General features: G+C 73.2%; 20 protein-coding genes. 4 read left to right on the top strand and 16 right to left on the bottom strand.

Features of this window, described 5'->3' with window-relative positions:
• Nucleotides 1–2: 2 nt before the first annotated feature.
• The 4 genes from EDF38_RS09715 to EDF38_RS09700 form a co-directional block, all read right to left on the bottom strand.
• Nucleotides 3–944, bottom strand: a complete 942-nt coding sequence (locus tag EDF38_RS09715) for a carbohydrate ABC transporter permease (RefSeq protein ID WP_199734686.1) — start codon at nt 942–944, stop codon at nt 3–5.
• Nucleotides 941–1,912, bottom strand: coding sequence for a carbohydrate ABC transporter permease (locus EDF38_RS09710; RefSeq protein ID WP_123355247.1), 972 nt, complete (start codon nt 1,910–1,912; stop codon nt 941–943). The genes EDF38_RS09715 and EDF38_RS09710 overlap by 4 nt, the downstream gene beginning before the upstream one ends.
• An 86-nt stretch (nt 1,913–1,998) precedes the next feature.
• A complete protein-coding gene (locus EDF38_RS09705) occupies nt 1,999–3,321 on the bottom strand; it encodes an extracellular solute-binding protein (RefSeq protein WP_123355246.1) in 1,323 nt (440 codons plus the stop codon).
• A 233-nt stretch (nt 3,322–3,554) separates the two neighbouring features.
• Nucleotides 3,555–4,733, bottom strand: coding sequence for an ROK family transcriptional regulator (locus tag EDF38_RS09700; RefSeq protein ID WP_123355245.1), 1,179 nt, complete (start codon nt 4,731–4,733; stop codon nt 3,555–3,557).
• Nucleotides 4,734–5,052: 319 nt separating this feature from the next.
• Between EDF38_RS09700 and EDF38_RS09695 the strand changes: the two genes are divergently transcribed.
• Nucleotides 5,053–6,039 carry an ROK family protein gene (locus tag EDF38_RS09695; RefSeq protein ID WP_123355244.1) on the top strand — a complete coding sequence of 329 codons (987 nt, stop codon included), beginning with the start codon at nt 5,053–5,055 and terminating at the stop codon, nt 6,037–6,039.
• Nucleotides 6,040–6,225: 186 nt separating this feature from the next.
• On the opposite strand, the gene EDF38_RS09690 is transcribed toward EDF38_RS09695, so the two are convergent.
• The 6 genes from EDF38_RS09690 to EDF38_RS09665 all read right to left on the bottom strand — a co-directional run bounded on the left by EDF38_RS09690 (nt 6,226) and on the right by EDF38_RS09665 (nt 14,563).
• Nucleotides 6,226–9,300, bottom strand: a complete 3,075-nt coding sequence (locus EDF38_RS09690) for a glycoside hydrolase family 38 C-terminal domain-containing protein (RefSeq protein WP_123355243.1) — start codon at nt 9,298–9,300, stop codon at nt 6,226–6,228.
• A 97-nt stretch (nt 9,301–9,397) separates the two neighbouring features.
• Nucleotides 9,398–10,234: a carbohydrate ABC transporter permease gene (locus EDF38_RS09685; protein WP_123355242.1), complete on the bottom strand. Its 837-nt coding sequence runs from the start codon at nt 10,232–10,234 to the stop codon at nt 9,398–9,400.
• A 2-nt stretch (nt 10,235–10,236) separates the two neighbouring features.
• Nucleotides 10,237–11,217 (bottom strand): carbohydrate ABC transporter permease, encoded by a 981-nt coding sequence (locus tag EDF38_RS09680; protein ID WP_123355241.1) that lies wholly within the window; start codon nt 11,215–11,217, stop codon nt 10,237–10,239.
• A 4-nt stretch (nt 11,218–11,221) separates the two neighbouring features.
• Nucleotides 11,222–12,607 (bottom strand): extracellular solute-binding protein, encoded by a 1,386-nt coding sequence (locus EDF38_RS09675; RefSeq protein ID WP_233572380.1) that lies wholly within the window; start codon nt 12,605–12,607, stop codon nt 11,222–11,224.
• Nucleotides 12,608–12,736: 129 nt separating this feature from the next.
• Nucleotides 12,737–14,014, bottom strand: coding sequence for an ROK family transcriptional regulator (locus EDF38_RS09670; protein WP_123355239.1), 1,278 nt, complete (start codon nt 14,012–14,014; stop codon nt 12,737–12,739).
• 51 nt (nt 14,015–14,065) lie between these two features.
• Nucleotides 14,066–14,563: a GNAT family N-acetyltransferase gene (locus EDF38_RS09665; RefSeq protein WP_123355238.1), complete on the bottom strand. Its 498-nt coding sequence runs from the start codon at nt 14,561–14,563 to the stop codon at nt 14,066–14,068.
• A gap of 74 nt (nt 14,564–14,637) precedes the next feature.
• Here EDF38_RS09665 and EDF38_RS09660 point away from each other — a divergent pair, with 74 nt between their 5' ends.
• The 3 genes from EDF38_RS09660 (at nt 14,638) to EDF38_RS09650 (ending at nt 15,979) form a co-directional block, all read left to right on the top strand.
• A complete protein-coding gene (locus EDF38_RS09660) occupies nt 14,638–15,111 on the top strand; it encodes a GNAT family N-acetyltransferase (RefSeq protein WP_123355895.1) in 474 nt (157 codons plus the stop codon).
• Nucleotides 15,108–15,419, top strand: coding sequence for an MGMT family protein (locus tag EDF38_RS09655; protein WP_123355237.1), 312 nt, complete (start codon nt 15,108–15,110; stop codon nt 15,417–15,419). The genes EDF38_RS09660 and EDF38_RS09655 overlap by 4 nt, the downstream gene beginning before the upstream one ends.
• 137 nt (nt 15,420–15,556) lie before the next feature.
• Nucleotides 15,557–15,979, top strand: a complete 423-nt coding sequence (locus tag EDF38_RS09650) for a hypothetical protein (protein WP_123355236.1) — start codon at nt 15,557–15,559, stop codon at nt 15,977–15,979.
• Nucleotides 15,980–15,989: 10 nt separating this feature from the next.
• Here EDF38_RS09650 and EDF38_RS09645 read toward each other — a convergent pair whose 3' ends face one another.
• The 6 genes from EDF38_RS09645 to sucD form a co-directional block, all read right to left on the bottom strand.
• On the bottom strand, nt 15,990–17,864 hold the full coding sequence (locus tag EDF38_RS09645; protein ID WP_123355235.1) for an ABC transporter ATP-binding protein: 1,875 nt from the start codon (nt 17,862–17,864) through the stop codon (nt 15,990–15,992).
• A complete protein-coding gene (locus EDF38_RS09640) occupies nt 17,861–19,690 on the bottom strand; it encodes an ABC transporter ATP-binding protein (protein ID WP_123355234.1) in 1,830 nt (609 codons plus the stop codon). The genes EDF38_RS09645 and EDF38_RS09640 overlap by 4 nt, the downstream gene beginning before the upstream one ends.
• Nucleotides 19,691–20,169: 479 nt before the next feature.
• On the bottom strand, nt 20,170–21,801 hold the full coding sequence (purH, locus tag EDF38_RS09635; RefSeq protein WP_123355233.1) for a bifunctional phosphoribosylaminoimidazolecarboxamide formyltransferase/IMP cyclohydrolase: 1,632 nt from the start codon (nt 21,799–21,801) through the stop codon (nt 20,170–20,172).
• Nucleotides 21,798–22,391, bottom strand: coding sequence for a phosphoribosylglycinamide formyltransferase (gene purN / locus EDF38_RS09630; RefSeq protein WP_123355232.1), 594 nt, complete (start codon nt 22,389–22,391; stop codon nt 21,798–21,800). Before purN ends, purH begins: the two co-directional genes overlap by 4 nt.
• 110 nt (nt 22,392–22,501) lie before the next feature.
• Nucleotides 22,502–24,283 carry a DUF6350 family protein gene (locus tag EDF38_RS09625; RefSeq protein WP_199734685.1) on the bottom strand — a complete coding sequence of 594 codons (1,782 nt, stop codon included), beginning with the start codon at nt 24,281–24,283 and terminating at the stop codon, nt 22,502–22,504.
• Nucleotides 24,284–24,476: 193 nt separating this feature from the next.
• On the bottom strand, nt 24,477–25,364 hold the full coding sequence (sucD, locus tag EDF38_RS09620) for a succinate--CoA ligase subunit alpha (protein ID WP_123355231.1): 888 nt from the start codon (nt 25,362–25,364) through the stop codon (nt 24,477–24,479).
• Nucleotides 25,365–25,377 lie beyond the last annotated feature (13 nt).

Raw genomic sequence — 25,377 nt, 5'->3', positions numbered from 1 at the left:
CTCTAGCCCTTCACGGCGCCGGCGCTCATGCCGGTCACCAGGTTGCGTTGGATGATCATGAAGAAGACGACGACCGGCAGCGAGAACAGCACGGAGGCCGCCATCTGCCCGCCGAAGTCGGTGCCGCTGTTCGGCGTGCTGAAGGACGCGAGCCAGACGGGCAGCGTGTACATCGACTGGTCCTTCATGAACGTGTAGGCGACGAGGTAGTCGTTCCACGCGGCGATGAAGGCGAAGATGCTCGTCGCGATGACGCCCGGCAGCACGAGCGGGAAGAGCACCCGCGTCAGCACCTGCCAGGTGGACGCGCCGTCGAGCTGGGCGGCCTCCTCGATCTCGACCGGGATCGCGACGAAGAAGCCGCGCATGACCCAGATCGAGAAGGGCAGGGTCGTCGCGACGTAGGCGAGGATCAGGCCGCCGTAGTTGCCGAGCAGCCCGACGCTGTTGAAGATCAGGAACTGCGGGATGAGGAGCGCCGTGGCCGGCAGCATCTGCACGATCAGGATGAACACCATGATCGTGCGGCGCCCGCGGAAGCGGAACCGCGAGAGCGCCGCGGCCGCGAACAGCCCGAGCAGGATGGAGAAGACGACCGCGCCCGTCACGACGATCGCGCTGTTGCGGAGGTTGACGAGGAACCCCGACTGCGTGGCCGCGACGACGAAGTTGTGGAAGGTGGGGCTCGACGGGAGGAAGAGCGGCGTGCTCGTCATCACCTCGGGCCGCGGCTTGAACGCCGTGTTGACCATCCAGTAGACGGGGAAGATCCAGACGACGCTGAAGACGACCGCGATGGTCGTGCTGACCCAGCGACGCCGACGGCGACGGCGGGGCGGTCGGGCGGGGACGCCGCCGGCGAGCGTGGCGGCGTCGCCCGCGGACGGGGTCGCCTCGGTCTGGGCGGTGAGGGCGCCGCTGCCGGCGGGGGCTGTCGTGGTCACAGGTCTTCTCCCGACCGGACGAGGTTGCGGATGTAGAAGGCGGTGAGGAGCGCCAGCAGCGCCGTCGTCACGACCGAGATCGCCGAGCCGCGCCCGATGTCGAAGCCGACGAACGCGGTCACGTAGGTGAAGACGCCGAGCGTCGAGGTCGCGCCGTCCGGGCCGCCGGCCGAGACGAGCCAGATCTGGTTGAAGACGTTGAAGTCCCAGATGACCGAGAGGATCGTCACGAGCAGCAGCGTCGGGCGCAGGAATACGAGCGTCACCTGCCGGTAGACGCGCAGCTCGCTCGCGCCGTCCAGCCGCGCGGCCTCCTTGTACTCGAGGGGGATCTGGGTCTCGGCGGCGTAGAGCGTCAGCGCGATGAAGGGCACGGCCTGCCAGACGATGAGCATCCAGATGCTCGTGTAGGCGAGGCCCGCGTCGTTGCCCCAGTCGACGTTCGTCATGTCGCCGAAGACGCCGACCTGGGTGAGCAGCCAGTTGACGACGCCGTAGCCGGGCTGGAACATCCACTTCCAGACGATCGACGACGCCACGTTCGGCATCGCCCAGGCGAAGATCAGCACGACCGTGACCGTGTAGCGCATGCCCACCGACAAGCGCGTCAGCAGGTGCGAGACCCCCATGCCGATGACGACGCTGCCGCCGACCATGGCGGCGGTGAAGAGCACCGTGCGCAGCAGCGACCGCCAGAACTCGGCGTCGGCGAGCAGGGCCTGGTACTGCCCGAGGCCCACCGAGTCGTACGCGCCGGTGAAGAGGCTGCGCTGGTCGTAGTCGGTGAACGAGGTGAAGACCAGGAAGACGATGGGCGCCACCGTGACGGCGAGGATGACGACGCCGGCGGGCGAGATCAGCCAGAGGGGCGCGAGCTGCCGCCTCCGGCGTGGGCGGGCGGGCGGGGCGGCGACGGGCGGGGCGCCGACGGGCGCTCCGGCGCGGGGAGGCGCGGTCGTGGTGGCCATGGACGGCTCCTTCGGGCCAGCGGTGCAGGACGGAGGGGGCAGGAGGCGGTGGGCGCGTCCCGGGACGCGCCCACCGCCTCCCCGGGTCAGCCGTTGAGGGCGTCGTCGACGGTGGAGTCGAAGCCCTTCGCGGCCTCCTCCGGCGTCTTCGAGCCGGAGACGACCGACGAGAAGAACGAGTTGATGCTGCGGTCGCCCTCGAGGGCGGCCCAGTCGGCGCTCGACGGCGTCGCCTTCGAGTTGAGGGCGGCCTGGAAGAAGCCGCGCTCGATCTCGGAGACGGTGTCGGTCGCCACCTCGATGGCGTCCTCGCTGTTGGGGATCCAGCCGTCGTTGCCGACGACCCACTCCTGCTGCACGTCGGGGCTGGTGGCGATCTTGGTCCACTGCAGCGCCAGGTCGGCGTTCTGGCTCTTCGCCGCGATGCCCCAGTCGGAGCCGCCCAGCATGACGGGCTGCGTCTCGCCCGACTTGCCCGGCAGCGGGAAGGTGCCGAAGTCGTCGTCGGTCAGGGCCGGGTTGGCCTCCTTGATGAGGGCGATCGCGCCGTTCGTGTGCAGGATCGCGCTGGTCTTGCCGTCGGCGAAGATCTGGTCCTGGTTCGGCTCGTCGGTGTCGAGCGTCTGCGACGCGGGCGTCGAGTACTCGTTCTGGAACTCGGCGAAGTCGGCGAGGCCCTGCTGCGCCTCGTCGCTCTCGAAGCCGCCGGCCCACGTGCCGTCGTCGTCGGTGGCGATCTCGCCGCCGGCGTCCCAGACGAACTGCATGCCGGCGTACCAGTACTCGCCCGGCAGGTAGAACGGCGAGAAGTCCTGCTCGGGGTTCGCCGCGGCGACCGCGTCGAGGTCGGCCGTCAGCTCGTCGTAGGTGGTCGGCGCCTCGGTGACGCCCGCCTCGGCCCACATCGTCTTGTTGTAGATGACGGCGCGGGCGCCCGCGAAGCCGGGCACGGCGTAGAGCCGGTCGTCGACCGTCGCGGGGTCCTCGAGGCCGGCCAGCCAGGTCTGCCCCTGGCGCAGGTCGTCGGCGTACGAGGTGAGGTCGAGCAGCGCGCCGTTGGCCGCGTAGCTGGCCACCTGGGTGTTGCCGAGGTCGAGCACGTCGGGCGGCGTGCTCGTCGCGAGGGCCGTGCTGATCTTCGTCGTGATGCCGTCCCACTGCTGGATCTGGACGTCGACCTCCGCCCCGGTCTGCTCGGTGAACTCGTCGTTGATCGCCGTGATCGTGGCGTCGGTGTAGTCGCCGGTCATGACCCAGACCGTCAGCGTCTTCCCGTCGCCCCCCGAGGTCGGGACGGCCTGGGGGCCGTCGTCGGTGCCGCCCGCCGAGCCGGAGCTCGAGCAGGCCGTTAGTGCCAGGGCGGCGGCCAGGCCGAGGGCGCCGACCGCCGTGTACCGTGAGTTTCGCAATTCGTCTCCTCGTGTCCGACGCGGGGTGGCCGCATCGCCGTGGTGGTCCCGGCCGACGCCTGCCAGGGCGTCGTCTCGGGGGTGCGACGGGGGCCGGGGCCCCTGCCGCCGCTGGGCTCTGATCCCAGTGGTCCGTGTGGGGGCGCCGGCTCGTCCCCGTCGTGCGCGGCCGGTCGCGGTCGCGTCGGGCGTCGCGCGCGGCTCGCTCGGCACGCTCGGCTCGCCCGGCTCGCTCACGAGATGCCCAGCTCGGCGCTCAGGACGAGCGACGCGGCGCCGAGGGCGGCCAGGTCGCGGTCGTCGCCGGCGTACCGCATCGTCAGGCCGGTGCTGACGGCCGAGAGCGTCCGCGCCCGCACCGTCTCGGCCGCGGCCCGCAGCAGCGCCCCGTCGAGCAGGTCGCGCGGCCCCGACAGCACGACCTCGTCGAGGGCGAGCACGCTCACGACGGGGGCGAGCACGATGCCCAGGGCCCGGCCCGCCTCGTGCAGCACCGCGCCGCGCGACCCGGCGTCGTGGTCGAGGAGGCGCGCGTGCAGACCCGGGGCCGCCAGCGACACCTCGAGGCACCCGCGTCGCCCGCACGCGCAGACGTCGCCGTCCTCGTCGACCGTCACGTGCCCGATCTCGCCGGCCGAGAACTGGTCGCCCTCGACGAGCGCGCCGCCGAGCACGAGGCCGACGCCGACGCCGTTCTCGATCGTGACGACCATGAGGCTGCGCGGCTCGTCGCGGCGCCCGTCGTCGCGGCGGGCGTCGTCGTAGGTGTGGACGGCGAGCGCGGCGAGGTTGGCGTCGTTGCCGACGTGCACCGGCACGCCCGCGTGGGCCGAGAGGCGGGCGGCCAGCGGCAGGTCGTACCAGCCGAGGTGCACCGCGGTGCGGACGACGCCGTCGTGGTCGACGATGCCGGGGGTGCCGACGCCGACGCCGAGCAGGGGCTGGCGGGTGCTCGCGGCGAGCTCGTCGACGAGGCGCTCGGCGAGGGCGACGGCCGCCTCGCCGCTCGCGCCGTCGATGTCGACGGTCGTGCGGCGGACGACGGTGCCCCGCAGGTCGACGACGGCGCCGACGAAGCGCTCGGCGCTCGAGAGGTCGAGGGCGAGGATGTGGAAGGCGTCGGCGCGGACCCCCACGAGGGTCGCGGGCTTGCCGACGCGGGCGTCCTCGCGGAGGCCGAGGTCGACGACGATGCCGTCGGCCGTGAGCTCCTGCACGATGCCCGAGACGGTCGGGCGCGTGAGCCCCGACTCGCGGGCCAGGTCGGCGCGGCTCATGGAGCCCCGACGGAAGAGGGTCTGCAGCACGAGCGACCGGTTGTGCGTGCGGGCGTGCTGCGGCAGCGACTTCGTCGTGGGCGTGCCCGAGGGGCGGGGCGGGGCCGACGTGCGGTCGGCGGTGGCTCGGGGCACGGTCCCCTCCTCGTGGTCTCGGGCGGACGCCGGACGGGCCCTCGAGGATCGAGGTGCCGCGTCGCCCTCGAGGAGGGCGGTGCGGCTCCGGCAGCGTTGCCGTTAGTGAAGCGGCCTTACAAACTGGGTGTCAAGGCCGGTGGCGCCGAGTTTACGAGGACGAAACACGGCTGGTCAATACCCGAAATGCGCCCGGATTCTCGGGGCACGACCCTTGCGGATGGTCGATTTCGTAAGCTTTACTAACAAACATGTGCACGCCCGTCGACCGCGTCCCCGGCGCCGTCCCCCGCGCCTCCGGCGCCTCCGCGAGCCCGTCATGACGGCGCTGGCCGGCGTCGTCGGCCGTCCCGTGCGGACCGACCTGCCCGTCCGCGTGGGGCTCGACGTCGGCGGCACGAAGATCGACGCCGTCGCGGTCGACGACGACGGCCTCGTCCTCGCCCGGACGCGCCTCCCCTCCGGCTTCGGCGCCGACGAGGTCGTGGCCAACGCCGCGAGCGCCGTCGCCCGGGTGCTCGGCACCCCGGCCCCCGGCTCGTCCCCGGCCCTCGTCCCCCGCTCTGTCGGCGTGGGCATCCCCGGCGTCGTCGACCCCGTCACGGGACGCGTCAGCCACGCCGTCAACCTCGGGTTCGCCGACGTCGCCTTCGCCGACGCGCTCTCCCGTCTCGTCGGCGTCCCCGTCGCCGTCGAGAACGACGTCAACGCCGCCGCGCTCGGCACCTGGCACGCCCTCGGGCTGCGCGGCTCGATGGCGTACCTCAACCTCGGCACCGGGCTCGCCGCCGGCATCGTCGTCGACGGCGTGCTGAGCCGCGGCTCCCGTGGGGCCGTCGGCGAGATCGGGCACGTGCCGGTCGACCCCGCCGGGGTGCTCTGCACCTGCGGGCAGCGCGGCTGCCTCGAGACCGTGGCGTCCGGCACCGCCGCCGCCCGGCTGTGGCCGACGGACGTGCCCCACCCCGCGCGGGCCCTCTTCACGGCGGCCGACCACGGCGACCCGGCCGCGGTCGCCGCGCGCACGGTGCTCGCCGACGGGGTGGCCGCCGCCGTGCGCCTCCTCGTGCTCACGGTCGACGTCGAGACGATCGTCGTCGGCGGCGGGCTGAGCGCCCTCGGCGAGCCGCTGCTCGAGCAGGTGCGCGCGTCGCTCGGCCGAGCGGGACACGCCTCGCCGTTCGTCGCGTCGCTCGACCTGCCCTCGCGCGTGGTGCTGCTGCCCGCCGGAGCGCCGCCCGTCGCGGCCGTCGGCGCCGCGATGGCCGGCGCGCCCGTCGACCCCTCGGTCGTCGCCGTCGGCTGAGGCCGCCCGCGGCCGCGCGCACCCTCGCGGCCGCGCACTCTCGCGGCCGCGCGCCCGCGCGGACGTGCTCCCGCGCGGACGCGTGGTCGGCGGACGCCCGCTCGGCGGACGACAGCTCGGCGGACGACAGCGGACGGACGTCGACCCGATGCACCCGGATCGACGCCCGCCCTCCGCTCGGACGCGCTACCGGCGACGCACCCGCAGCGTGACGATCTCGAACGGCCTCACGGTGAGCTCGACCGCCTCGCCGGCGCCCCAGCGACCGGAGCCGGGCTGCCCCTCCGGCAGCTCCCGCTCGATGAGGTCGGTCCGCCAGGCGTCGCCGAAGTCCGAGCCGGCGTCGACGACGACCGCCGTCGTCGCGCGGGCGCCCCGGGCCTCGTACAGCCGCACGACCAGGTCGCCGGAGCGGTCCTCGGCGAGCTTGACGGCCTCGATCAGCACGGCGGGCGACGACGACGTCACGAGGGGCTCGACCCGCGAGGCTCCCCGCACCGTGCGCACGGGCAGGTTCAGCCGGTAGCCCGCCGTGGCGGCCTCGAGCACGTCGGGCGCGATCCGAACCGACGACCGGAGCACGTGGCGGCCCTGGTCGGCGTGCGGGTCGGGGAAGGTCGGCGCCCGCAGCAGCGACTGGCGGACGAGCGTGGTCGTGCCCCCGTCGCCGCCCTCGCCGTCGCGGGTCGACCGGGTGACGTCGTGACCGTAGGTCGCGTCGTTGGCGACGGCGACGCCGAAGCCGGGCTCGGCGACGTGCACCCAGCGGTGGGCGACGGTCTCGAAGCGCGCGAAGTCCCACGAGGTGTTCTGGTGGGTCGGCCGCTGCACGTGCCCGAACTGCACCTCCGACGCGGCACGGTCGGCGTGCACGTCGAGCGGGAACGCGAGCTTCAGCAGCTTCTGCTTCTCGTGCCAGTCGACGTCGGTCTCGACGTGCAGCTCGGCGTCGCCCTCGTCGAGCCACCACCGCTGGACGATCGTCGAGCCGCCCGTGCGTCGCGTGGCGACGAGGGTGCCGCCCTCGACGACGACCGAGTCGGCCTCGACCAGGTCGGTGCGCACCTTCTTGTAGGCCGCGTCGATGTCCCACGCGTCCCACTGGTTCGGGGTGTCGCGGAAGAGCTGCAGCAGCCCGAGCCGCCCGCCGGGCGCGACGACGTCGCGGCCGCTCGCGGCGTCCACCATCGACGTGACGAGGCCGTCGCCGTCGAAGGCCACCCGCACGAGGCCGTTGTCGAGGACGTGGCCGCCGTCGGTGGCGACCGGCGTGACCGACGCGCCCCGCGCCTCCGGCAGGGACCGGTCGACGTCGACGAGCGCGCCCGCGGAGGCGGGCACCCCCGCGGCCGTCACCGGCGCCGCGTTGAACGTGACGAGCGCCTCGCCCTGCCCGGCGAGGGCGCGCTGCGCCTCGCCGATGATCGCCTCGAGCTCGAGGGCGACGCGGGCGTAGTGCCGCTCGGCCTCCTGGTGCACCCAGGCGATCGACGACCCGGGGAGGATGTCGTGGAACTGCTGCAGCAGCACGACGTGCCAGATCTGCTCGAGCGCGTCGTAGGGGTAGTCGAGCAGCCCGCGCGAGGCCGCCGTGGCGCTCCAGAGCTCGGCCTCCCGCAGCAGGTGCTCGCTGCGCCGGTTGCCCTGCTTGGTGCGGGCCTGCGAGGTGTAGGTGCCCCGATGGAACTCGAGGTACATCTCGCCCGACCACACCGCCGGGTCGGCGAGCTCGGCACGGGCCTCGGCGAAGAAGGAGGCGGGGGTGCCGACGGTCACGCGCGGCGAGCCCTCGAGGTCGGCGGCCCGGTGCGCGGCCGCCATCATCTCGCGGGTCGGCCCGCCGCCGCCGTCGCCCCAGCCGAAGGGCACGAGCGACACGTTCGACGCGCCCTTCTCGCGGTACTCGCGCTCGGCGTGCGCCAGCTCGGCCGGCGACAGGTCGGAGTTGTACGTGTCGACGGGCGGGAAGTGAGTGAAGACGCGGGAGCCGTCGATGCCCTCCCAGAGGAAGGTGTGGTGCGGCAGTCGGTTGGTCTCGTTCCACGACTCCTTCTGGGTGAAGAACGAGCTCGCGCCGGCGGCCCGGGCGATCTGCGGCATGGCGCCGGTGTAGCCGAACGAGTCGGGCAGCCAGACCTCGTCGTTGTCGATGCCGAACTCGCGCAGGAAGAAGCCCTTGCCCGCGACGAACTGCCGCGCGAGCGCCTCGCCGCCGGGCATGTTCGTGTCGGACTCGACCCACATGCCGCCGACCGGCGCGAACCGGCCCGAGGCCACGGCGGCCTTGACGCGCTCGAACAGCTCGGGGTACTTCTCCTTGAGCCAGGCGTACTGCTGGGCGCTCGACGCCGCGAAGACGAAGTCGGGGTCGTCGTCGAGCAGCGCGACGACGTTCGAGAAGGTGCGGGCGACCTTGCGCTGCGTCTCGCGGACCGGCCAGAGCCAGGCCGAGTCGATGTGCGCGTGGCCGGTCGCCACGACGCGGTGGGCGCTGGCCGCGGCCGGCGACGCGAGGACGGCGGCGAGCTCGTCGCGGCCGAGGGCCGCCGTGCCGGCCACGTCGTCGTGGTCGACGACGTCGCACATGCGCTCGAGGGCGCGCAGCACCTCGTGCCGTCGCGGCGTGCCGGGGTCGAGCGTGCGCATGAGGCCCACGAGGGTCCAGACGTCGCGGTCGAGCTCGGCGACGACGTCGTCGCGCTCGGCGAGGTCGATGCGCCGGAGGGAGTAGATCGGTTCGGTGCCCGCCGTGGCGAGGTCGCCCAGCGGCGTCACGCCGTGGAAGTCGTCGCCGCCGATGTCGGGGTTCGACGCGGCCTCGACGTAGAGGTCGATCGTCGTGCCGGGCGCCGTGCCCGCCCCGATCGTGGTGAGCGGCACGTAGCCGTTGTAGGGCTCGAGCGCCTTGACGATCGTGCCGTCGGGGCGCCACACGAGCCCCTCGGCCTGGAAGCCCGCCTGGCGGATCGTGAAGCCGAGGTCGACGACGAGCTCGAGCGAGGTGGCGCCGTCGACGCCGAAGTCGTCGGGCACGACGCCCGTGACGTGGAACCAGGTCGTGCCCCACGGCCTGCTCCACGCCTGGCCGGGCACGAAGGGCGTGAACGGCTGCGCGACGGCCTCGGCGAACGGCACCGGCTCGCCCGGCGCCTCCCACGCCTCGAGGGTCAGCGGGACGCTGCGCCGGTAGACGGCCGGCGTGATGCGGTCGCGGACGAATCGGTCGATGCGGGCCTCGACGAGGGCGATGTTGTCGTGCATGGGATCAGTCTCCTGACGGGCGCGCGCGGACGCGCGGCGATGGGGTCGCCCCGGTGGACGGGACGGGCAGGGCAGGGGGTGGGGAGGACCGGCCGCATCACCCCTTCACGGCGCCGGCCAGGGCGTTCGAGCCGCCCAGCGTCCGCGACACGAGCACGTAGAGCGCGATGACGGGCACCGAGTAGACGATCGAGAACGCGGCGAGCTGGCCGTAGGCGACCGACCCGTACTGCCCGAAGAAGTTGAAGATGCTGACGGCGGCGGGCTGCTTGTCGGGGCTGAGCAGCAGCACGAAGGGCACGAAGAAGTTCCCCCAGGCCTGGATGAACACGAAGATGAACACCACCGCGATGCCGGGCCGCATGAGCGGCACGACGATGCGCGTCAGCGTCGAGAACATCGACGCCCCGTCGGTCCAGGCGGCCTCCTCGAGCGAGATGGGCACCGAGTCCATGAAGTTCTTCGCCATCCAGATCGCCATCGGCAGGCTCGTCGCGGCGAGGAAGAAGACCGTCCCGCCGACCGAGTCGATGAGGTTCAACGAGACGAAGAGGCTGTAGACCGGCACCATCATGGCGGTGATGGGCAGCCCCGTCCCGAAGAGGATGCCGTAGAGGAACGGCTTGTTGATCCGCATCCGGTACCGCGACAACGGGTACGCCGCGAGGATGGCGACGACGACCGTCACGAGCGCGCAGCCGCCCGACACGACGAGGCTGTTGAACAGCGGCACGAACGAGATCTCGGGGGTCAGCACCGCGGTGAAGTTGTCGAGCGTGAACCGCGACGGCACCTTCGCCGAGAGGGTGGCCGACGGGTCGACCGACGCGAGCAGCAGCCAGACGAGGGGCACGGCGAAGCAGATCGCGATGACGAGCAGCACGACGTTCGAGACGGCCTTCATGGTGCGGCCGCTGGGTGAGGTCATGGCCATGGTCAGTCGACCTCCGGCTTGAGGGCCCTGATGTAGATGATCGAGAAGACGGCGCCGACGAGCAGCATGATCGTCGCGATCGCGGTGCCGAAGCCGAGCTGCGAGAACTGGAAGGCCTCCTGGTAGGCGAGGATCGGCAGCGTCGTGCTGTTCGTGCCCGGCCCGCCTCCCGTCATCACGTAGATGAGGGTGAACACCGACAGCGTCTGCAGGGTCGTCAGCATGAGGTTCGTCGAGATGCTGCGGCGGATGACCGGCAGCGTGATGTAGACGAGCCGCTGCCAGCCGGTGGCGCCGTCGACCTCCGCCGACTCCGTGATCTCGGGCGGCACCTCCTGCACGGCCGCCGAGTACACGAGCATCGAGAAGGCGGCACCGCGCCAGATGTTGGCCAGCACCACCGAGAGCATCGGCAGCTCGTAGAGCCAGTTCGCCCCGGTGACGCCGAACCACGACAGCACCGTGTTGAGCGTGCCCGAGTCGTTGAAGAACGCGTACGCCGCGAACGCGGCGACGATCTCGGGCAGCACCCAGGCGGCGATGACGAACGTGCCGACGACCGACCGGACGACCTTCGTGCCGTTCCGCATGAGCAGGGCGAGCCCGAGGCCGACGACGTTCTGGCCGATCACGGCCGAGAAGAAGACGAAGGCGAGCGTCAGCAGCACCGACTTCGGGAAGTCGCGGTCGACGAAGAGGTCGGTGTAGTTCTGGAACCCGACGAACTCGGCCCCGCCGGCCGCGTAGCCGGTCAACGAGGCGTTCGTGAACGAGCCGTAGAGGCTCGACACGACGGGCCCGAGCAGGAACAGCGCGAGCAGCACCATGGCCGGCACGAGCGGCAGGGTGCGCGCGCCGGTGCGCAGGGCACGAGCCTTGGAGGCTCCGGCCCGGCGACCGGGCTCCTCACCTCCCGGTCCCGGCCCCGGGCCCCCCGGCCGACCGCTCCCACGGCCGACCGGGGCGGGGGCGATGGTCGCCATCCGGCTAGTCCTTCGCCTTCTGCGTCGCGTCCTCGCCGACGATGCCGACGAGCTGCTCGTCGAAGGCGGCGGCCGCCTCCTCGGGGCTCTGCTGCCCGGTCATGACGGCCTCCATCGCGACGGTGATCTCGTTCGAGATGCGGCTGTAGTCGGTGGTGGCGGGACGGAAGTGCGTCACGGGCACGATCGACGAGAAGAACTCGAAGGTCGGGTTGCTCGAGACGTACTCCGGGTCCTCCGCGACGTCCCTGCGCACCGCGATCTGGCTGGCCGCGATGTCGTACGACTGCGACCCCTCCTTGTCGAGGGCGTCGGCGATGAACTCGAAGGCCATGTCGGGGTTCTTCGTGTTCGCGCCGGCCGCGAGGGTCCAGCCGCCCGACATGCTCGTGGCGCCCGGGGCGTCGCCGTCCTGCGTCGGCATCGCGGCCTGCCCCATCACGTCGTTCCACTCGGGCCAGGGGTTCGTGCCCGTCTCGAGCCACGTGCCGCTCAGCCACGAGCCGTCGAGGTCGATGGCGAGCTTGCCCTGCGGCAGCCACTCGCCCGCGACGATGGTGCCGATGTTCGTGTCGAGCGCCTCCTCGGGCTTCGGGCCGACGCCGCCCTGGTAGACGTCCTCGATGAAGCCGAGGGAGTCGACGAAGCCCTGCGAGTCGGTCAGCCACTTGCCGCTGTCGTCGTCGTAGAGGGTGCCGGTGGGCGTGCCGTAGAGCAGCATCTCGAAGCCCTGCATGGTCGCGCCCTCGCCCTGCGGCTTGCCCGAGTAGACGTTCATCGGGACGACGTCGGGCAGCTCCGACTTGATCGTGTCGGCCGCGTCGAGCACGTCCTGCCAGGTCTTCGGCTCCCACGGCACGGGCAGCCCGGCCTGCGCGAAGAGGTCCTTGTTGTACCAGAGGGCACGGGTGTCGGTGCCCATGGGGATCCCGTAGGTCTTCCCGTCCTCGCCGACCCCCGCCTCCTTCGCGTTGTCGTAGAACATGTCCCAGTCGTCCCACTCGGCGGTGTAGTCGTCGAGGGGCAGCAGGTAGCCCGCCGCCGCGTCGCTCTTGACCTTGAAGGTGTCCTCGTACATGACGTCGGGGGCGGTCGCGGCCGAGCGGTTCATCAGCGCGAGCTTGGTGAAGTAGTCGTCGTTCTGGGCCGCGATCGGGACGAACTCGACCTTCATGCCGGGGTTGTCGGCCTCGAAGGTCTTCGCGGTCTCCTTCATGTGGGCGTCCATCTGCGTGAACGTGCCGAACTTCTGGTACGCGACCTTGATGGTCTTGTCGTCGCCGCCTCCGCCTCCGCCGGCGGAGCACCCGGAGACGACGAGGGCGGTCGCGGCCGCTGCCGCGGCGATCGCCAGCACGCGTCGGCGGGTCGATGAGGTCGTTCGGGTCATCATGGTGCTCCTTTGCTCCATCGGCGCATCCCCGGCGACGGTGCCGGGGGCGTTGCAGTTACTACACCGTCTGGAGTTATTCGTGTCAAGACGTCGTGACCGAGTCGTGACCCGGTCCGCGCGTCCGGCTCAGGCCGAGATGAGCAGCGCCGACGGGCGGGGCGAGAACGCGTGGTCGAGCACGAGGCAGGCCGCCCCCACGGCGGCCACGTCCTCGCCGATCGACGAGGTGACGATCGCGATCGGGTGCCGCGCCACCAGCGCCTCCGACGACCGCACCTCGTCGGGCAGCTCGGCCAGCACGTACGGCGCGATGACCTCCCAGAACGGGCCGCCGAACACGACCTCGTCGAGGTCGAGCAGGTTGACGACGACGACGACGGCCCGGGCCAGGTGCGACGCCGCGCCCCGCAGCACGCCCAGCGCGCCCGCCTCGCCGGCGCGCGCCTTGGCGGCCAGGGCGACCAGCGCCTCCTCGATCAGGTGCAGGTCGACCGGGTCGCTGTCGGCGAGCGCGGCCGCCAGCACCGCCTCGTCGACGTCGCCGGGCCCGAGCACGCCCGCCTCGACCGCCTGGCGCGACAGCGCGTGCGGCGTCACGAGCTCGCCGACGCAGCCGACGCGGCCGCAGGTGCAGCGCCGCCCCTCGTGGTCGACGGTGATGTGGCCCGAGTCGCCGGCGTTGGCGCTCGCCCCGCGCAGCACCTCGCGGCCGAGCACGAGCCCCATGCCGAAGCCCGTGCCGTAGTAGACGAAGGCGAAGTCGCCGCGCGTGCCCGACGCCGCCCCGTCGCGGAACCAGAGCTCGGCGACGGCGGCCGCCGTCACGTCCTTCTCCAGCAGCACGGGCAGCCCGGTCGCCGCGCTCAGCGAGCGCCGCAGCGTCACGTGCCGCCAGAGCGGCAGCATCGGCGGGTCGAGCACGACGCCGCCCTCGACGTCGATCGGGCCCGGCGAGGCGATGCCCACCCCGAGGAGGCGCGCGCGGTCGACCCCGGAGCCCGCCACGAGCGCGTCCACCGTCCGCGCCACGAGCCCGACCACGTCGTCGGGGTCGGAGGCCGACGGGGTGGGCGTCCGGGTGTGCGCGACGACGGAGCCCTCGAGGTCGAGCAGCACGTAGGTGACCACCGCGGGGTCGACGTGCACACCGACGGCGTAGCGGCCGCGCGCCTCGAGCTGCAGCATCGTGCGGGGCTTGCCCGGCCCGCTGATGACCGTGCCGCTCTCGCGGATGAGCCCGGCCTCGAGCAGGCGCCGCGACACGTTCGTCACGGCCTGCGGGCTCAGCCCGGTGCGCGCCGCGATCTCGGTGCGGCTGAGCCCGGCCCGCTCGCGCCGCACGGCGTCGAGCACCACGGAGCGGTTGTACCCGCCGATCGCGGGCAGGTTCGTGCCTCTCGTCATCCGACGATCATGGCCGATGAGCGGACGGCCCGGCGCCGACGGGCCGCGGCCTCAGGCGCCGAGCACGAAGGTCTGCGTCGCCTGTCCGGTCAGCGCGTGTGCGAGGGGCTCGCCCCACGGTGCCCAGCCCCGCGAGCGATAGAGCGCCACGGCGCCGCCGTTCTCGCGGAGGACGTGCAGCACGAGGCGGTCGTGCCCGGCGGCCCGCGCGTCGTCGGTGAGGTCGTCGAGGAGGCGACCGCCGCCTCCTCGTCCCTGCTCGGCCGGGTCGACGGCGAGCAGAGCCAGGTAGGCCGCGTCGGGCGGGTCGGTCGGGTAGCCCGTGCCCGGGGCCGTCACGAGGCCGAAGCCGAGGAGGCGCGGGTCGGCCCCGCCGTCGCCGCTCGCCTCCCGCAGGGCCCGCAGCGCCACCCGCTGGGCCCGGGCCTTCGTGCGGAACCGCTCGGCCGTCCCCGCCGCCGGCTCGTGCCCGTCGCGCGCGGCGAGCGCCGCCAGCCAGACGGTCTCGCAGGCGTCGAGGTCGTCGTCGCCCGCGGGCTCGGTGTGCATGGGCCGATCCTCCCACCACGACGTCGTCGGCGCGACGGTGGTGCCGGGCGCCGGTGCGCCGCTACCCTGAGCGCATGTCCGACCTGCGCCTCGAAGAACTGTCCGCCGCCACCGTCGTCGCGGCCAACAACCTGACGCTCAAGCCGGGTCAGGAACAGTACGTCGCCCCCGTCTCGCACTCCATCGCGGAGGCCTACGTCAACCCGACCACGGCCTGGCCCCGCGTCGTGCTGCAGGGCGACGAGGTCGTCGGCTTCATCATGGGCAACTTCGACGCCGAGAGCGACGACCCGGCCCTGCGCAGCTGCATCTGGCGCATGAACGTGTCGGCCGACCACCAGGGCCAGGGAATCGGGCGCTTCGCCGTGCACGCCCTCGCCGACGAGGCCCGCTCGCGCGGCTTCGACCGCCTCACGGTCATGTACGAGCCCGGCGACGACGGCCCCGAGGACTTCTTCGCCCACATCGGCTTCACCGTCGTCGGCGAGACGCCCTACGGCGAGCACCTCGCCGCGCTGACCATCGCCCCGTCGACCCCGGCCGAGTGAGCCCGGCGGGTGACGACTTCGCCTCGCGCGTGGTCGCCGTCGTCGAGACGATCCCGCCGGGCCGGGTCATGACCTACGGCTCCGTCGCGGCGGCCATCGGCTCCCGCTCGTCCCGCGGGGTCGGCCAGGTCATGGCCTGGGCCGGGTCGGACCTGCCGTGGTGGCGCGTGGTGCGGGCGTCGGGCCTGCCGCCGGAACGTCACGAGCAGCGCGCCCTCGAGCATTACCGGGTCGAGGGCACCCCGCTGCGGCAGGGGCGGACGGGCGTGCTGCGGGTCGACCTCGAGCGCGCCGCCTGGAGCCCCTGAGCCGAGTCCGACGGTCGCCGTCGGCCCCGGCCGGCGAGGTCGGCACGGGACTCGGCCCCCGGTGATCAGCCTCCCGGCCGAGCAGGTCGCGCCCTCCGGCTGATCCGGCCCGGGCGCCGGCCCGCTTGCATCGGACCATGCCCTCGACCCGCCGCCTCGTCACCGCCGTCGCCCTCGCCTGCTCCGTCGCCGTGACCGCGGTCGGCTGCTCGATCCCCTCCCTCGTGCCGCCCGAGAAGAGCTACGAGTTCGCCCGCTGGGGCGACGCGCCGAAGACGGGCACGCGCTCGTTCGTGCTCGACGGGTGGATGCCCTCCGACGCCACCGACATCCGCGTCGACACCCTCCGCCACGACCACGAGGAGGCGGTGCTCACGCTCCGCACCGCGACCTCCCCCGCCGACATGGCCGGGTGCGCCCCCGCCGACCCGGTCCCGACGACCCCGTCGCTCGCCCCCGAGTGGCTGCCCGACGACCTGCCGACGGCCGGGTACGCCTGCGGCGACTGGGCCGTCGTCGCGGACGGCGGCCAGGTGTGGGCCTGGCGCCACGCGGGCTGACGAGCCCGCCCTAGACGAGCGAGTCGCGCCAGGCGGCGTGCAGCTGCGCGAAGCGGCCCGTGCCGGAGATCAGGTCGGCGGGCGTGCCGTCCTCGACGACGCGGCCGTGCTCCATGACGAGCACCCGGTCGGCGATCGCGACCGTCGACAGGCGGTGGGCGATGATGACCGCCGTCCGGTCGGCGAGCAGGGTCTGCAGCGCCTCCTGCACCATGCGCTCCGACGGGATGTCGAGCGACGCCGTCGCCTCGTCGAGGATGAGCACCGCCGGGTCGGCGATGAACGCCCGCGCGAACGAGAGCAGCTGGCGCTGCCCCGCGGAGACGCGGCCGCCACGCTTGTTGACGTCGGTGTCGTACCCGTCGGGCAGGGCCACGACGAACTCGTGCGCCCCGACGGCCCGGGCGGCCCGCTCGATCTCCTCCCGCGAGGCGTCGGGCTTGCCGAGCCCGATGTTGTCGGCGACCGTGCCCGAGAACAGGTACGCCTCCTGGGTGACCATGACGATCGCCCGACGGAGGTCGTTCGGGTGGAGGTCGCGCAGGTCGACGCCGTCGAGCGAGATGCTGCCGCGGGTGGGGTCGTAGAACCGCGAGATGAGCTTGGCGAGCGTCGACTTGCCCGCCCCGGTCGACCCGACGAGGGCGATGGTCTGCCCGGCCGGCATCGTGAGGTCGAACTGCGGCAGCACGACGCTGTCGGCGGCGTACGCGAACTCGACGTCGTCGAACTCGACGGTGCCCTTCGCGTGGCGCAGCTCGACCGGCCGAGTCGGGTCGGGCACGCTCGGCCGCTCTTCGAGCACGCCCGAGATCTTCTCCAGCGCCGCCGAGGCCGACTGGTAGCTGTTGTAGAACATCGCCATCTCCTCCGCGGGGTCGAAGAAGCGCTTGGCGTAGAGGGCCACGGCGAGCAGGGCGCCGATCTCGAGCGTGCCGCCGATGACGCGGAAGCCGCCGAAGAGCACGACGGCCGCGAGGGTCGCGTTGCCGATCAGCACGAGGCCCGGGTCGAACGTGCCGAAGAGGGTGAACACGCGCGAGTTCGCGGTGCGGTTGCCCTCGACCTGGCCGGCGTACTCCTCCTCGTTGCGCGCCTCCTTGCGGAAGGCCTGCACCGCCCGCATGCCCGTCATCGTCTCGACGAAGTGCACGATGACCCGCGCGCTCGTCACGCGCGTGGCGCGGAAGAGCTTCTGCGACCGCACCTGGAACCAGCGCGTCAGCGCCACGAGGGGCACGAGCGCCACGGCGAGCACGAGCCCGCTGGGGGCGTCGAGGCTCACGAGCGCGATCGCCGTGAAGAGCATGTAGAGCAGCCCCTGCACGAGCTGGTTGATGCCCGAGTCGAGCAGCTCGCGGATCGAGTCGAGGTCGCTCGTCTGCCGCGAGATGATGCGGCCCGAGGTGTAGGTCTCGTGGAACTCGAGGCTCAGCGCCTGCGTGTGGAGGAACAGCCGCTTGCGCAGGTCGATGAGGATCGCCTGGCTGATGCGCGCCGACAGCACGGTGTACTGCGCCATGAGCACGGCCCCGAGCACCCCGGTCACCAGGTACACCGAGACGACGAAGATCGCCGGAGCCCAGTCCTGCCGGTCCATGAGGGCCGGCAGGGCGTTGTCGATGCCGTACGCGATCAGCGCCGGACCGGCCACCTGGCACGCCGTGCTGACCACGACGACGAGCGCCATGACGGCGAGCCGCCAGCGCAGCGGGCGCACGAGCGAGCCGAGGAGGCGCAGCGAGCGACCCCGCAGCCGCTTGCTCTCGGCCGTGGTGAAGTCGCTGCGCTCCTCGCCCCGGACGCCCTCCGTGCTCGAGCCCTGCTCGGCCCGCTTCTCGGCGGGGGTACGTCCGTCGAGGACGTCGTCGCGCTGGTCGCTCACGCGAGCACCTCTTCTCGGCGGGGGGCGGTGTCGTCGTCGAGCGACGAGATCACGTAGCGGTAGTGCTCGTTGGTGGCGAGCAGGTCGGAGTGGGTGCCGACGGCGGTCACGGTGCCGTTCTCGAGCAGCGCCACCCGGTCGGCGAGCGTCACCGTCGACGGACGGTGCGCGACGATCAGGGACGTGGTCGAGGCGAGCACGCGGCGGAGCCCCGCCTCGACGCGCGCCTCGGTGTCGACGTCGAGCGCCGACAGGGGGTCGTCGAGCACGAGCACCGCGGGGCGGGCCGCGACGGCCCGGGCGAGCGCGAGCCGCTGTCGCTGGCCGCCCGAGAGGCTGAGCCCCTCTTCTCCGACCCGGCTGTCGACGCCCTCGGGCAGGCGGTCGACGAAGTCGGCCTGAGCGATGTCGAGCGCCTCGCGCAGCACGCGGTCGGCCTCGACCGGGTCGTCGACGAGGTCGGGCCGACCGAGCAGGACGTTCTCCCGCACGGAGGCGCTGAACAGGGTGGCGTCCTCGAACGCCATGCCCACGTGCCGACGCAGCTCGGCGCGCGTGAGGTCGCGCACGTCGACGCCGTCGAGCGTCACGCGACCGCCCGTCACGTCGTACAGCCGCGGCACGAGGGCGAGCAGCGTCGTCTTGCCCGAGCCGGTGAGCCCGACGAGCGCCATCGTCTCGCCCGGCTCGATCGCCAGGTCGACGCCGTTGACGAGGTCGGGGTACTGCGCGGGGCTGTCCTGGTAGCGGAAGTGCGTCGACTCGAAGACGAGGCGACCGCGCGGCTCGTCGATGGTGGCCGGCTCGTCGGGGTCGGTGACGGTGTTGACGCTGTCCATCACCTCGAAGAAGCGGTCGGCCGCGGTGCGCGTGTCGAACGTCATCGACAGCAGGAACCCGATCGACTCGACCGGCCAGCGCAGCACGGTCGCCGTGGCGAAGAAGGCGAACAGCTGGCCGACGGTGAGCTGGCCGTCGGCGGCGAGGGCGATGCCCCCGAGGAGGCAGAGCGCGAAGGCGACGTCGGGCACGAGCAGCAGCCACAGCCAGAGCTTCGAGATGGCCTTCGCCTTCTCGATCTCGGTGCCGCGCAGCTCTTCGGCCTGCTTGGCGAACTCGCGCAGCGAGTGGGCGCCGCGGCCGAAGGCCTTGAGCACGCGGATGCCGTGCACGCTCTCCTCCACGCTGGTCGCGAGGTCGCCGACCTGGTCCTGGCTGCGACGGGCGACGACGGAGTACCGCTTCTCGAACGCCAGGCTGACGACGAACACGGGCACCGAGGCGACGACGAAGATGAGCGCCAGCACCCAGCTGTAGAAGAAGAGCACGACGAAGCCGACGACGATCGTCAGCACGTTGACGACGAGCAGCACGAGGCCGAACGCCAGCCAGCGGCGGATCAGCGACAGGTCGCTCACCGACCGGCTGAGCAGCTGACCGCTCTGCCAGCGGTCGTGGAAGGCGACGGGCAGGTCTTGCAGCTTCGCGTAGAGCGAGTTGCGCATGCTCGCCTCGACGTGCGTGCTGGGGGTCAGCACGAGCCGGCGCCGGGCCGCGATCATGGCCGCCTCGACGAGGCCGAGCCCGAGCACGACCGCGAAGGCCGGCCACACCTGCGACGCGTCGCCGCCGGAGAGCGGGCCGTCGACGAGGCGCTGCAGCACGAGCGGGATCAGCAGGGCGACGACGGCGGCCACGAGCGCGACGACCATGCCGAGCACGAGGCGCGGCAGCGCGGGGCGGGCGTACGGGAGGAGGCGCGCCAGGGCCCGGGTCGTCGAGGGACGACCCGGCGGGGTGCGCGGAGGGACGGTGGGCTGGGGCATGGGTGATCCAAGTGTCGTGATCTGACGGGGAGCACCGCAGGGAGGTGCTCCCGAGTGGGGAGAGGCGAGCAGCGCCTCCGCCTGGGGAGGGCTCTCGACACGTCGCGGGCGCGGGCCTGCGACGGCGTGGTCGAGCGGGTGGCGGGGCCGGTCGGGCTATCCGCGCCGCGCCGGGGTCGAGGCCGGGGCGGCGGTCGCCGAGGAGGCGCGGAGCGCGAGGGCACCGGAGGCGGACGTGGCCACCGTGGTCCGTGTCGTCGAGTTCATCGTGTCCTCCTGCGTCGTCGTCGTTCGTCCGGACGGCCTCGCGGCCGGCTGCGGACAGCCTTGCAGGATATGTCCGGAGGCGCGCCCCGCGCAAGACCGTCCGGTCCGGTCGCCGCCGTCCCGCCGCGCCGTCGCCAGGCCCGGGCACGGCGAGAGGGGCCGGACGCCGGGCGTCCTGCCCCTCTCCCGCTCGGCGGCGCCCGCCGCGTCGATCAGTGGAAGAAGTGGCGCTCGCCGGTGAAGTACATCGTCACGCCGGCGGCGGTCGCGGCCGCGACGACCTCCTCGTCGCGGATGGACCCGCCCGGCTGCACCACGGCGCGGACCCCCGCGTCGAGCAGCACCTGCAGGCCGTCGGCGAACGGGAAGAACGCGTCGGAGGCGGCGACCGAGCCACGGGCCCGCTCCCCTGCCCGCGTCACGGCCAGCTGGCACGAGTCGACGCGGTTGACCTGGCCCATGCCGACCCCGACGGAGGCGCCCTGGTCGGCCAGCAGGATCGCGTTCGACTTCACCGAGCGGCACGCCCGCCAGGCGAACTCGAGGTCGGCCCGCGTGGCCGCGTCGGCCTCGTCGCCCGCCACGAGGGTCCAGGCGTCGGACGACCAGCCCTCGAAGGAGTCGACCTCCTGCACGAGGAGGCCGCCCGAGATCTGCTTCGCCTCGGTCGCGGCCCGGGCGAAGTCGCCGGGCAGCGCGAGCAGCCGGATGTTCTTCTTCGACTGCAGCACGTCGAGCGCGTCGGGGTCGAAGCCCGGGGCGATGACCACCTCGGTGAAGATGTCCTTGACCGTCTCGGCCATCGCGAGCGTGACGGGGCGGTTCGTGGCGATGACCCCGCCGTACGCCGACACCGGGTCGCAGGCGTGCGCGCGACGGTGGGCGTCGGCGACGGGGTCGGCGGCGTCGGGCGAGGCGACGGCGATGCCGCACGGGTTGGCGTGCTTGATGATCGCGACGGCCGGCTGGTCGAAGTCGTAGGCGGCGCGGAGGGCGGCGTCGGCGTCGACGTAGTTGTTGTACGACATCTCCTTGCCGTGCAGCTGCTGCGCCTGGGCGATGCCCGCGCCGTCGGCGGTCGCGTAGATCGCCGCCGACTGGTGCGCGTTCTCGCCGTAGCGGAGGACGGCCTGGCGGGTGCCGGCGAGGGTGACCTCGTCGGGGAGGCCGACCCGCGCCTCCGGGGCGGCGGCCGCGTCGTGCTCGGCCCGGGCCCCCAGGTGCGACGTGAACCACGACGCGACGGCCGAGTCGTAGGCCGCCGTGTGCGCGAACGCCTCGCCGGCGAGGCGCTGACGCTGGGCGAGGGTGGTGCCCCCGAGGGCGAGCGACTTCACGACGAGGGGGTAGCTGGCCGGCGACACGGCGATCGCGACGTTCGCGTGGTTCTTCGCCGCGGCGCGCACGAGGGCGGGCCCGCCGATGTCGATGTTCTCGATGACGGCCGGGGCCTCGGCACCCGACGCGACGGTCTCGACGAACGGGTACAGGTTGACGACGACGAGGTCGAAGGCGGCGATGCCGAGGTCGGCGAGCTGGCGCTCGTGCGACTCGAGGCGCAGGTCGGCGAGCACGCCCGCGTGGATGCCCGGGTGCAGGGTCTTGACCCGACCGTCGAGCGACTCGGGGAAGCCGGTCACCTCGCTCACGTCGGTGACCGCGTGGCCGGCCTCGCGGATGGTCGAGGCGGTCGAGCCCGTCGACACGATCTCGACGTCGGCCTGCGCCAGCGCCGCCGCGAGGTCGAGCAGGCCCGTCTTGTCGCTCACGCTGATCAGGGCCCGCGTGACCGGGACCACGTCGCGGTCGCGGTAGAGGGAGGGGTCGATGGTGTGGCCGCTCATGCGTGGCTCTCCTGTTCGAGGTCGATCGTTCCGTTCGCGACGTCGAGCACGGTCTGCACGAGCAGCTCCCGCTCGACGAGCTTGATGCGGTCGTGGAGCGACGACTCGTCGTCGCCGGGCAGCACCGGGATGCGGCGCTGCGCCAGGATCGGCCCGCTGTCGACGCCGTCGTCGACGACGATGACGCTCGCCCCGGTCTGGTCGACGCCGGCTGCGAGCGCGTCCCGCACGCCGTGGGCGCCGGGGAACTCGGGCAGGTACGCGGGGTGCGTGTTGATGAGGTGGGGGCTCAGCGCCTGGACGACCCGCGGCGGCACGAGCCGCATGAAGCCGCTGAGGACGACGAGGTCGGGCTGCCACCCGAGCACCTGGGCGAGCAGCTCGTCGCCCCAGGCGGCCCGGTCGGGGAAGCTCGTGAACGGCACCGAGAAGGTGGGGATGCCGTACGCCTCCGCGTGCTCGAGGCCGTCGGCGTCGCGGTCGGCGCCGACGGCGACCACGCGGGCGGGGTACTCGGCGTCGTACGCCGCCTCGAGCAGGGCGCGCAGGTTCGAGCCGCCACCGGAGATGAGCACCACGAGCTTCAGCACCGGGCAAGCCTAGCGGCCCGGGCGCGGCGCCCCGGCGGCGACCGACGACCGTCGGCGGACCCCGTCGGCAGGCCCGCCCGTGGACGCCGTCGGAGAGTCACGGAGCGCGGTCAGCGGCGGACGTCGTCGATCGGCTCGGTCACGTCGTCGCCGTCCTCGCCGCGGCCGCCGCGGTCGGTGTCGGTGTCGGTGTCGCGGGTCGGGGCGTGGGCGCTCTCGTGGGAGGGGCTCGCGCCCGCGGCGCTCGTGCCGCCCGACCGCACCCACCACGGGCTCGCCGGTTCGGGCGTCCGCTCGCGGGGCGCGGGCATCCACGACGGCCTCCCCGGCTCGCCGACGGACGGCGCGTCCTCGTGCGCCGCGACCGACGGAGCGGCGTCGGCCGGGCGGCTCGACGCCGGGGCGGCCGTGGCCTCCCCCGTGGTCGCCCGGTCGCTCGTGGTGCTCTCGCCCCTCGCGGCGGAGCGTCCCGCGCCGAACGGCACCCGCTCGAGCACTGACCTCCACGACGACCGCTCCGGAGGCGCGGCCACCGCGATGGGCCCCGTCGCGTCCGCGTCGCCGCCGCCGGCCTGCTGCCGTGCGGCGCCGCTCGGGGCGGGGGCGGCCTCGGTCACCCGGTCCGCGCCTCCCCGGCTCTCGTCGGACGACGACGCCTCGTCGTCGTGCCCGAGGAAGCGGCGCACGGAGACGACGAGTGCGAGGGCGGCAGGCACTCCCACCTCGAGCGCGGCGAAGCCCCCGACGGCGAGCGGGTCGGGGCCGACCTGCGCGAGGCGGCCCGGGCCCGCCGAGCCCGAGGCGGCCCAGGCGAGCAGGCCGACCGCGACGCCGGCGACGACCCCGCCTGCCAGGCCGACCAGGGCGCGGCGGAGCAGGTCGTCGACGCCCGACTCCGCGAGCACGCGCTCGACGCGCGGTCGCAGGACGGTGGCGACGACGAAGCCCGCGACGACCGGCACCAGCAGTCCGAGGAAGGCGAAGGCCGGGTCGCCCGTCGGCAGCGCTCCGAGGAAGGGCACGGCCGGCAGCGGCCCGACGTTCGTGCCGAGCGGCGACACCTGCGACCCGGTGCCGAGGGCGAAGCCCGGCCCGACGAACCACGAGACCGCCCAGACGACGAGGTCGGGCAGCAACGCCAGCTGGCCGATCGTCAGGGCCAGGCCCCCGAGCAACCCGGCGTGCGCGCCTTCGTAGAGCGTGATGAGCTCGGCGTAGCTCGTGAGCAGCAGCAGGGCCACGACGACCGACGCGACGGCCAGCACGACCGCCAGGCTGCCGACGCCGAGGCGCAGGGCAGAGCCGACGACGGCACGACCGACGTGCGGGATGCGCGCGACGAGGTCGAGCACGAGGTCGGTCGCGGGGTCGGCGGGCCCGCCGCGGCGACGTCGCGTGACCTCGGCCATCGTCGCGAGCGGTACGGCGTAGACGAGGGTCGGCAGCAGGGTGCCCTGCCAGAGGGACGGGGCGGCCAGCTCGTGCTGCGCGGAGGCGGTGAGGCCGAGGGCGAGCACGGCGAACGCCGCGATGCTGACGAGGGTGCCGAGCACGCGGTGCGGCGTCTCGGCGACGGCCCGCCCGGCACGGACCGCGAGCAGCACCGTCAGCACCGAGAAGCCGAGGGCCGCGATGGAGACGCGGATCGGCGCGTCGGCGCCGGCCACGCCCGTGGCGGCCGCGGCGTCGGCGGAGAGCTGGAGGGTCAGGTCCGCCCCGTGCCCGACGAGCCAGACGTCGACCGCCGCTCGCCAGAAGATCAGCCAGTCGAGCTGGAGCCCGTACTGGAACGCCCAGAGCAGGCTGAGGAGCACGACGGGGATGCCCACGCCGATGCCGACGACGAGCAGGGCCTCGAGCGCGGCGAAGACGGCGGTGACTGGGCGGTTCATCGCGGACGACTGTACCGGCGTCGGCCCGGGAGCCCGACGTGCCCCGCCGACCTCCGGGCCGGGCGGACGCGACGACGGGCGTGCCGCCCCTCGGACCGCACGGACGCCACGACGGGCGTGCCGCCGGGCCGAGCGGTCGTGACCGTTCGTCCCGTCGCGCACGCCCGTCGACGGACCTGCCGTGCAGGCTGCCCTACAGGGCCGCGTAGACCTCGCGGAGGAGTGCCGCCGTCTCGCTCGGCGTCTTGCCGACCTTGACGCCGGCCGCCTCGAGGGCCTCCTTCTTGGCCTGGGCTGTGCCCGCCGAGCCGGAGACGATGGCCCCGGCGTGGCCCATGGTCTTGCCCTCGGGCGCCGTGAAGCCGGCCACGTAGCCGACGACCGGCTTGGTGACGTGGGCCTTGATGTAGTCGGCCGCGCGCTCCTCGGCGTCGCCGCCGATCTCGCCGATCATGACGATCGCCTTCGTGTCGGGGTCGGCCTCGAACGCCTCGAGGGCGTCGATGTGCGTCGTGCCGATGACCGGGTCGCCGCCGATGCCGATGGCGGTCGAGAAGCCGAGGTCGCGCAGCTCGAACATCATCTGGTAGGTCAGGGTGCCCGACTTCGACACGAGGCCGATCGGGCCGGAGCCCGAGATCGTGGCGGGCGTGATGCCCACCAGCGACTCGCCCGGCGTGATGATGCCGGGGCAGTTGGGCCCGATGATGCGGGTCGTGCCGCCCTTGGACTTCGCGAGGGCCCAGAACTCGGCGGCGTCCTGCACGGGGATGCCCTCCGTGATGACGACGACGAGCGGCACCTCGGCCTCGATGGCCTCGACGACCGCGTCCTTGGCGAACGCCGGCGGCACGAAGACGATCGACACGTCGGCGCCGGTCGTCGAGACGGCCTCGGCGACCGTCCCGAAGACGGGCAGCTCGACGTCGCCGTGCGTGACCGTGGTGCCGGCCTTGCGGGCGTTGACGCCGCCCACGACCTTCGTGCCCGCCTTCAGCATCAGCGCGGTGTGCTTGGTGCCCTCGCCGCCGGTGATGCCCTGGACGATGACCTTGCTGTCTCTGTTGAGGAAGATCGACATTGTTCTCTGCTGC

It is taken from the genome of Frigoribacterium sp. PhB160 (assembly GCF_003751785.1).
In the GTDB taxonomy this organism is placed as follows: Bacteria; Actinomycetota; Actinomycetes; order Actinomycetales; family Microbacteriaceae; genus Frigoribacterium.
This window is presented reverse-complemented; position numbering and strand designations above follow the sequence as displayed.

Excerpts from the sequence above, each read along its gene's own strand:
- EDF38_RS09710 (WP_123355247.1), bottom strand. The coding sequence starts at position 1,912 with ATGGCCACCACGACCGCGCCTCCCCGCGCCGGAGCGCCCGTCGGCGCC.
- EDF38_RS09695 (WP_123355244.1), top strand. The coding sequence starts at position 5,053 with ATGACGGCGCTGGCCGGCGTCGTCGGCCGTCCCGTGCGGACCGACCTG.
- EDF38_RS09690 (WP_123355243.1), bottom strand. The coding sequence starts at position 9,300 with ATGCACGACAACATCGCCCTCGTCGAGGCCCGCATCGACCGATTCGTC.
- EDF38_RS09685 (WP_123355242.1), bottom strand. The coding sequence starts at position 10,234 with ATGGCCATGACCTCACCCAGCGGCCGCACCATGAAGGCCGTCTCGAAC.
- EDF38_RS09680 (WP_123355241.1), bottom strand. The coding sequence starts at position 11,217 with ATGGCGACCATCGCCCCCGCCCCGGTCGGCCGTGGGAGCGGTCGGCCG.
- EDF38_RS09675 (WP_233572380.1), bottom strand. The coding sequence starts at position 12,607 with ATGACCCGAACGACCTCATCGACCCGCCGACGCGTGCTGGCGATCGCC.
- EDF38_RS09670 (WP_123355239.1), bottom strand. The coding sequence starts at position 14,014 with ATGACGAGAGGCACGAACCTGCCCGCGATCGGCGGGTACAACCGCTCC.
- EDF38_RS09665 (WP_123355238.1), bottom strand. The coding sequence starts at position 14,563 with ATGCACACCGAGCCCGCGGGCGACGACGACCTCGACGCCTGCGAGACC.
- EDF38_RS09660 (WP_123355895.1), top strand. The coding sequence starts at position 14,638 with ATGTCCGACCTGCGCCTCGAAGAACTGTCCGCCGCCACCGTCGTCGCG.
- EDF38_RS09650 (WP_123355236.1), top strand. The coding sequence starts at position 15,557 with ATGCCCTCGACCCGCCGCCTCGTCACCGCCGTCGCCCTCGCCTGCTCC.
- EDF38_RS09640 (WP_123355234.1), bottom strand. The coding sequence starts at position 19,690 with ATGCCCCAGCCCACCGTCCCTCCGCGCACCCCGCCGGGTCGTCCCTCG.
- purH (WP_123355233.1), bottom strand. The coding sequence starts at position 21,801 with ATGAGCGGCCACACCATCGACCCCTCCCTCTACCGCGACCGCGACGTG.
- EDF38_RS09625 (WP_199734685.1), bottom strand. The coding sequence starts at position 24,283 with ATGAACCGCCCAGTCACCGCCGTCTTCGCCGCGCTCGAGGCCCTGCTC.
- sucD (WP_123355231.1), bottom strand. The coding sequence starts at position 25,364 with ATGTCGATCTTCCTCAACAGAGACAGCAAGGTCATCGTCCAGGGCATC.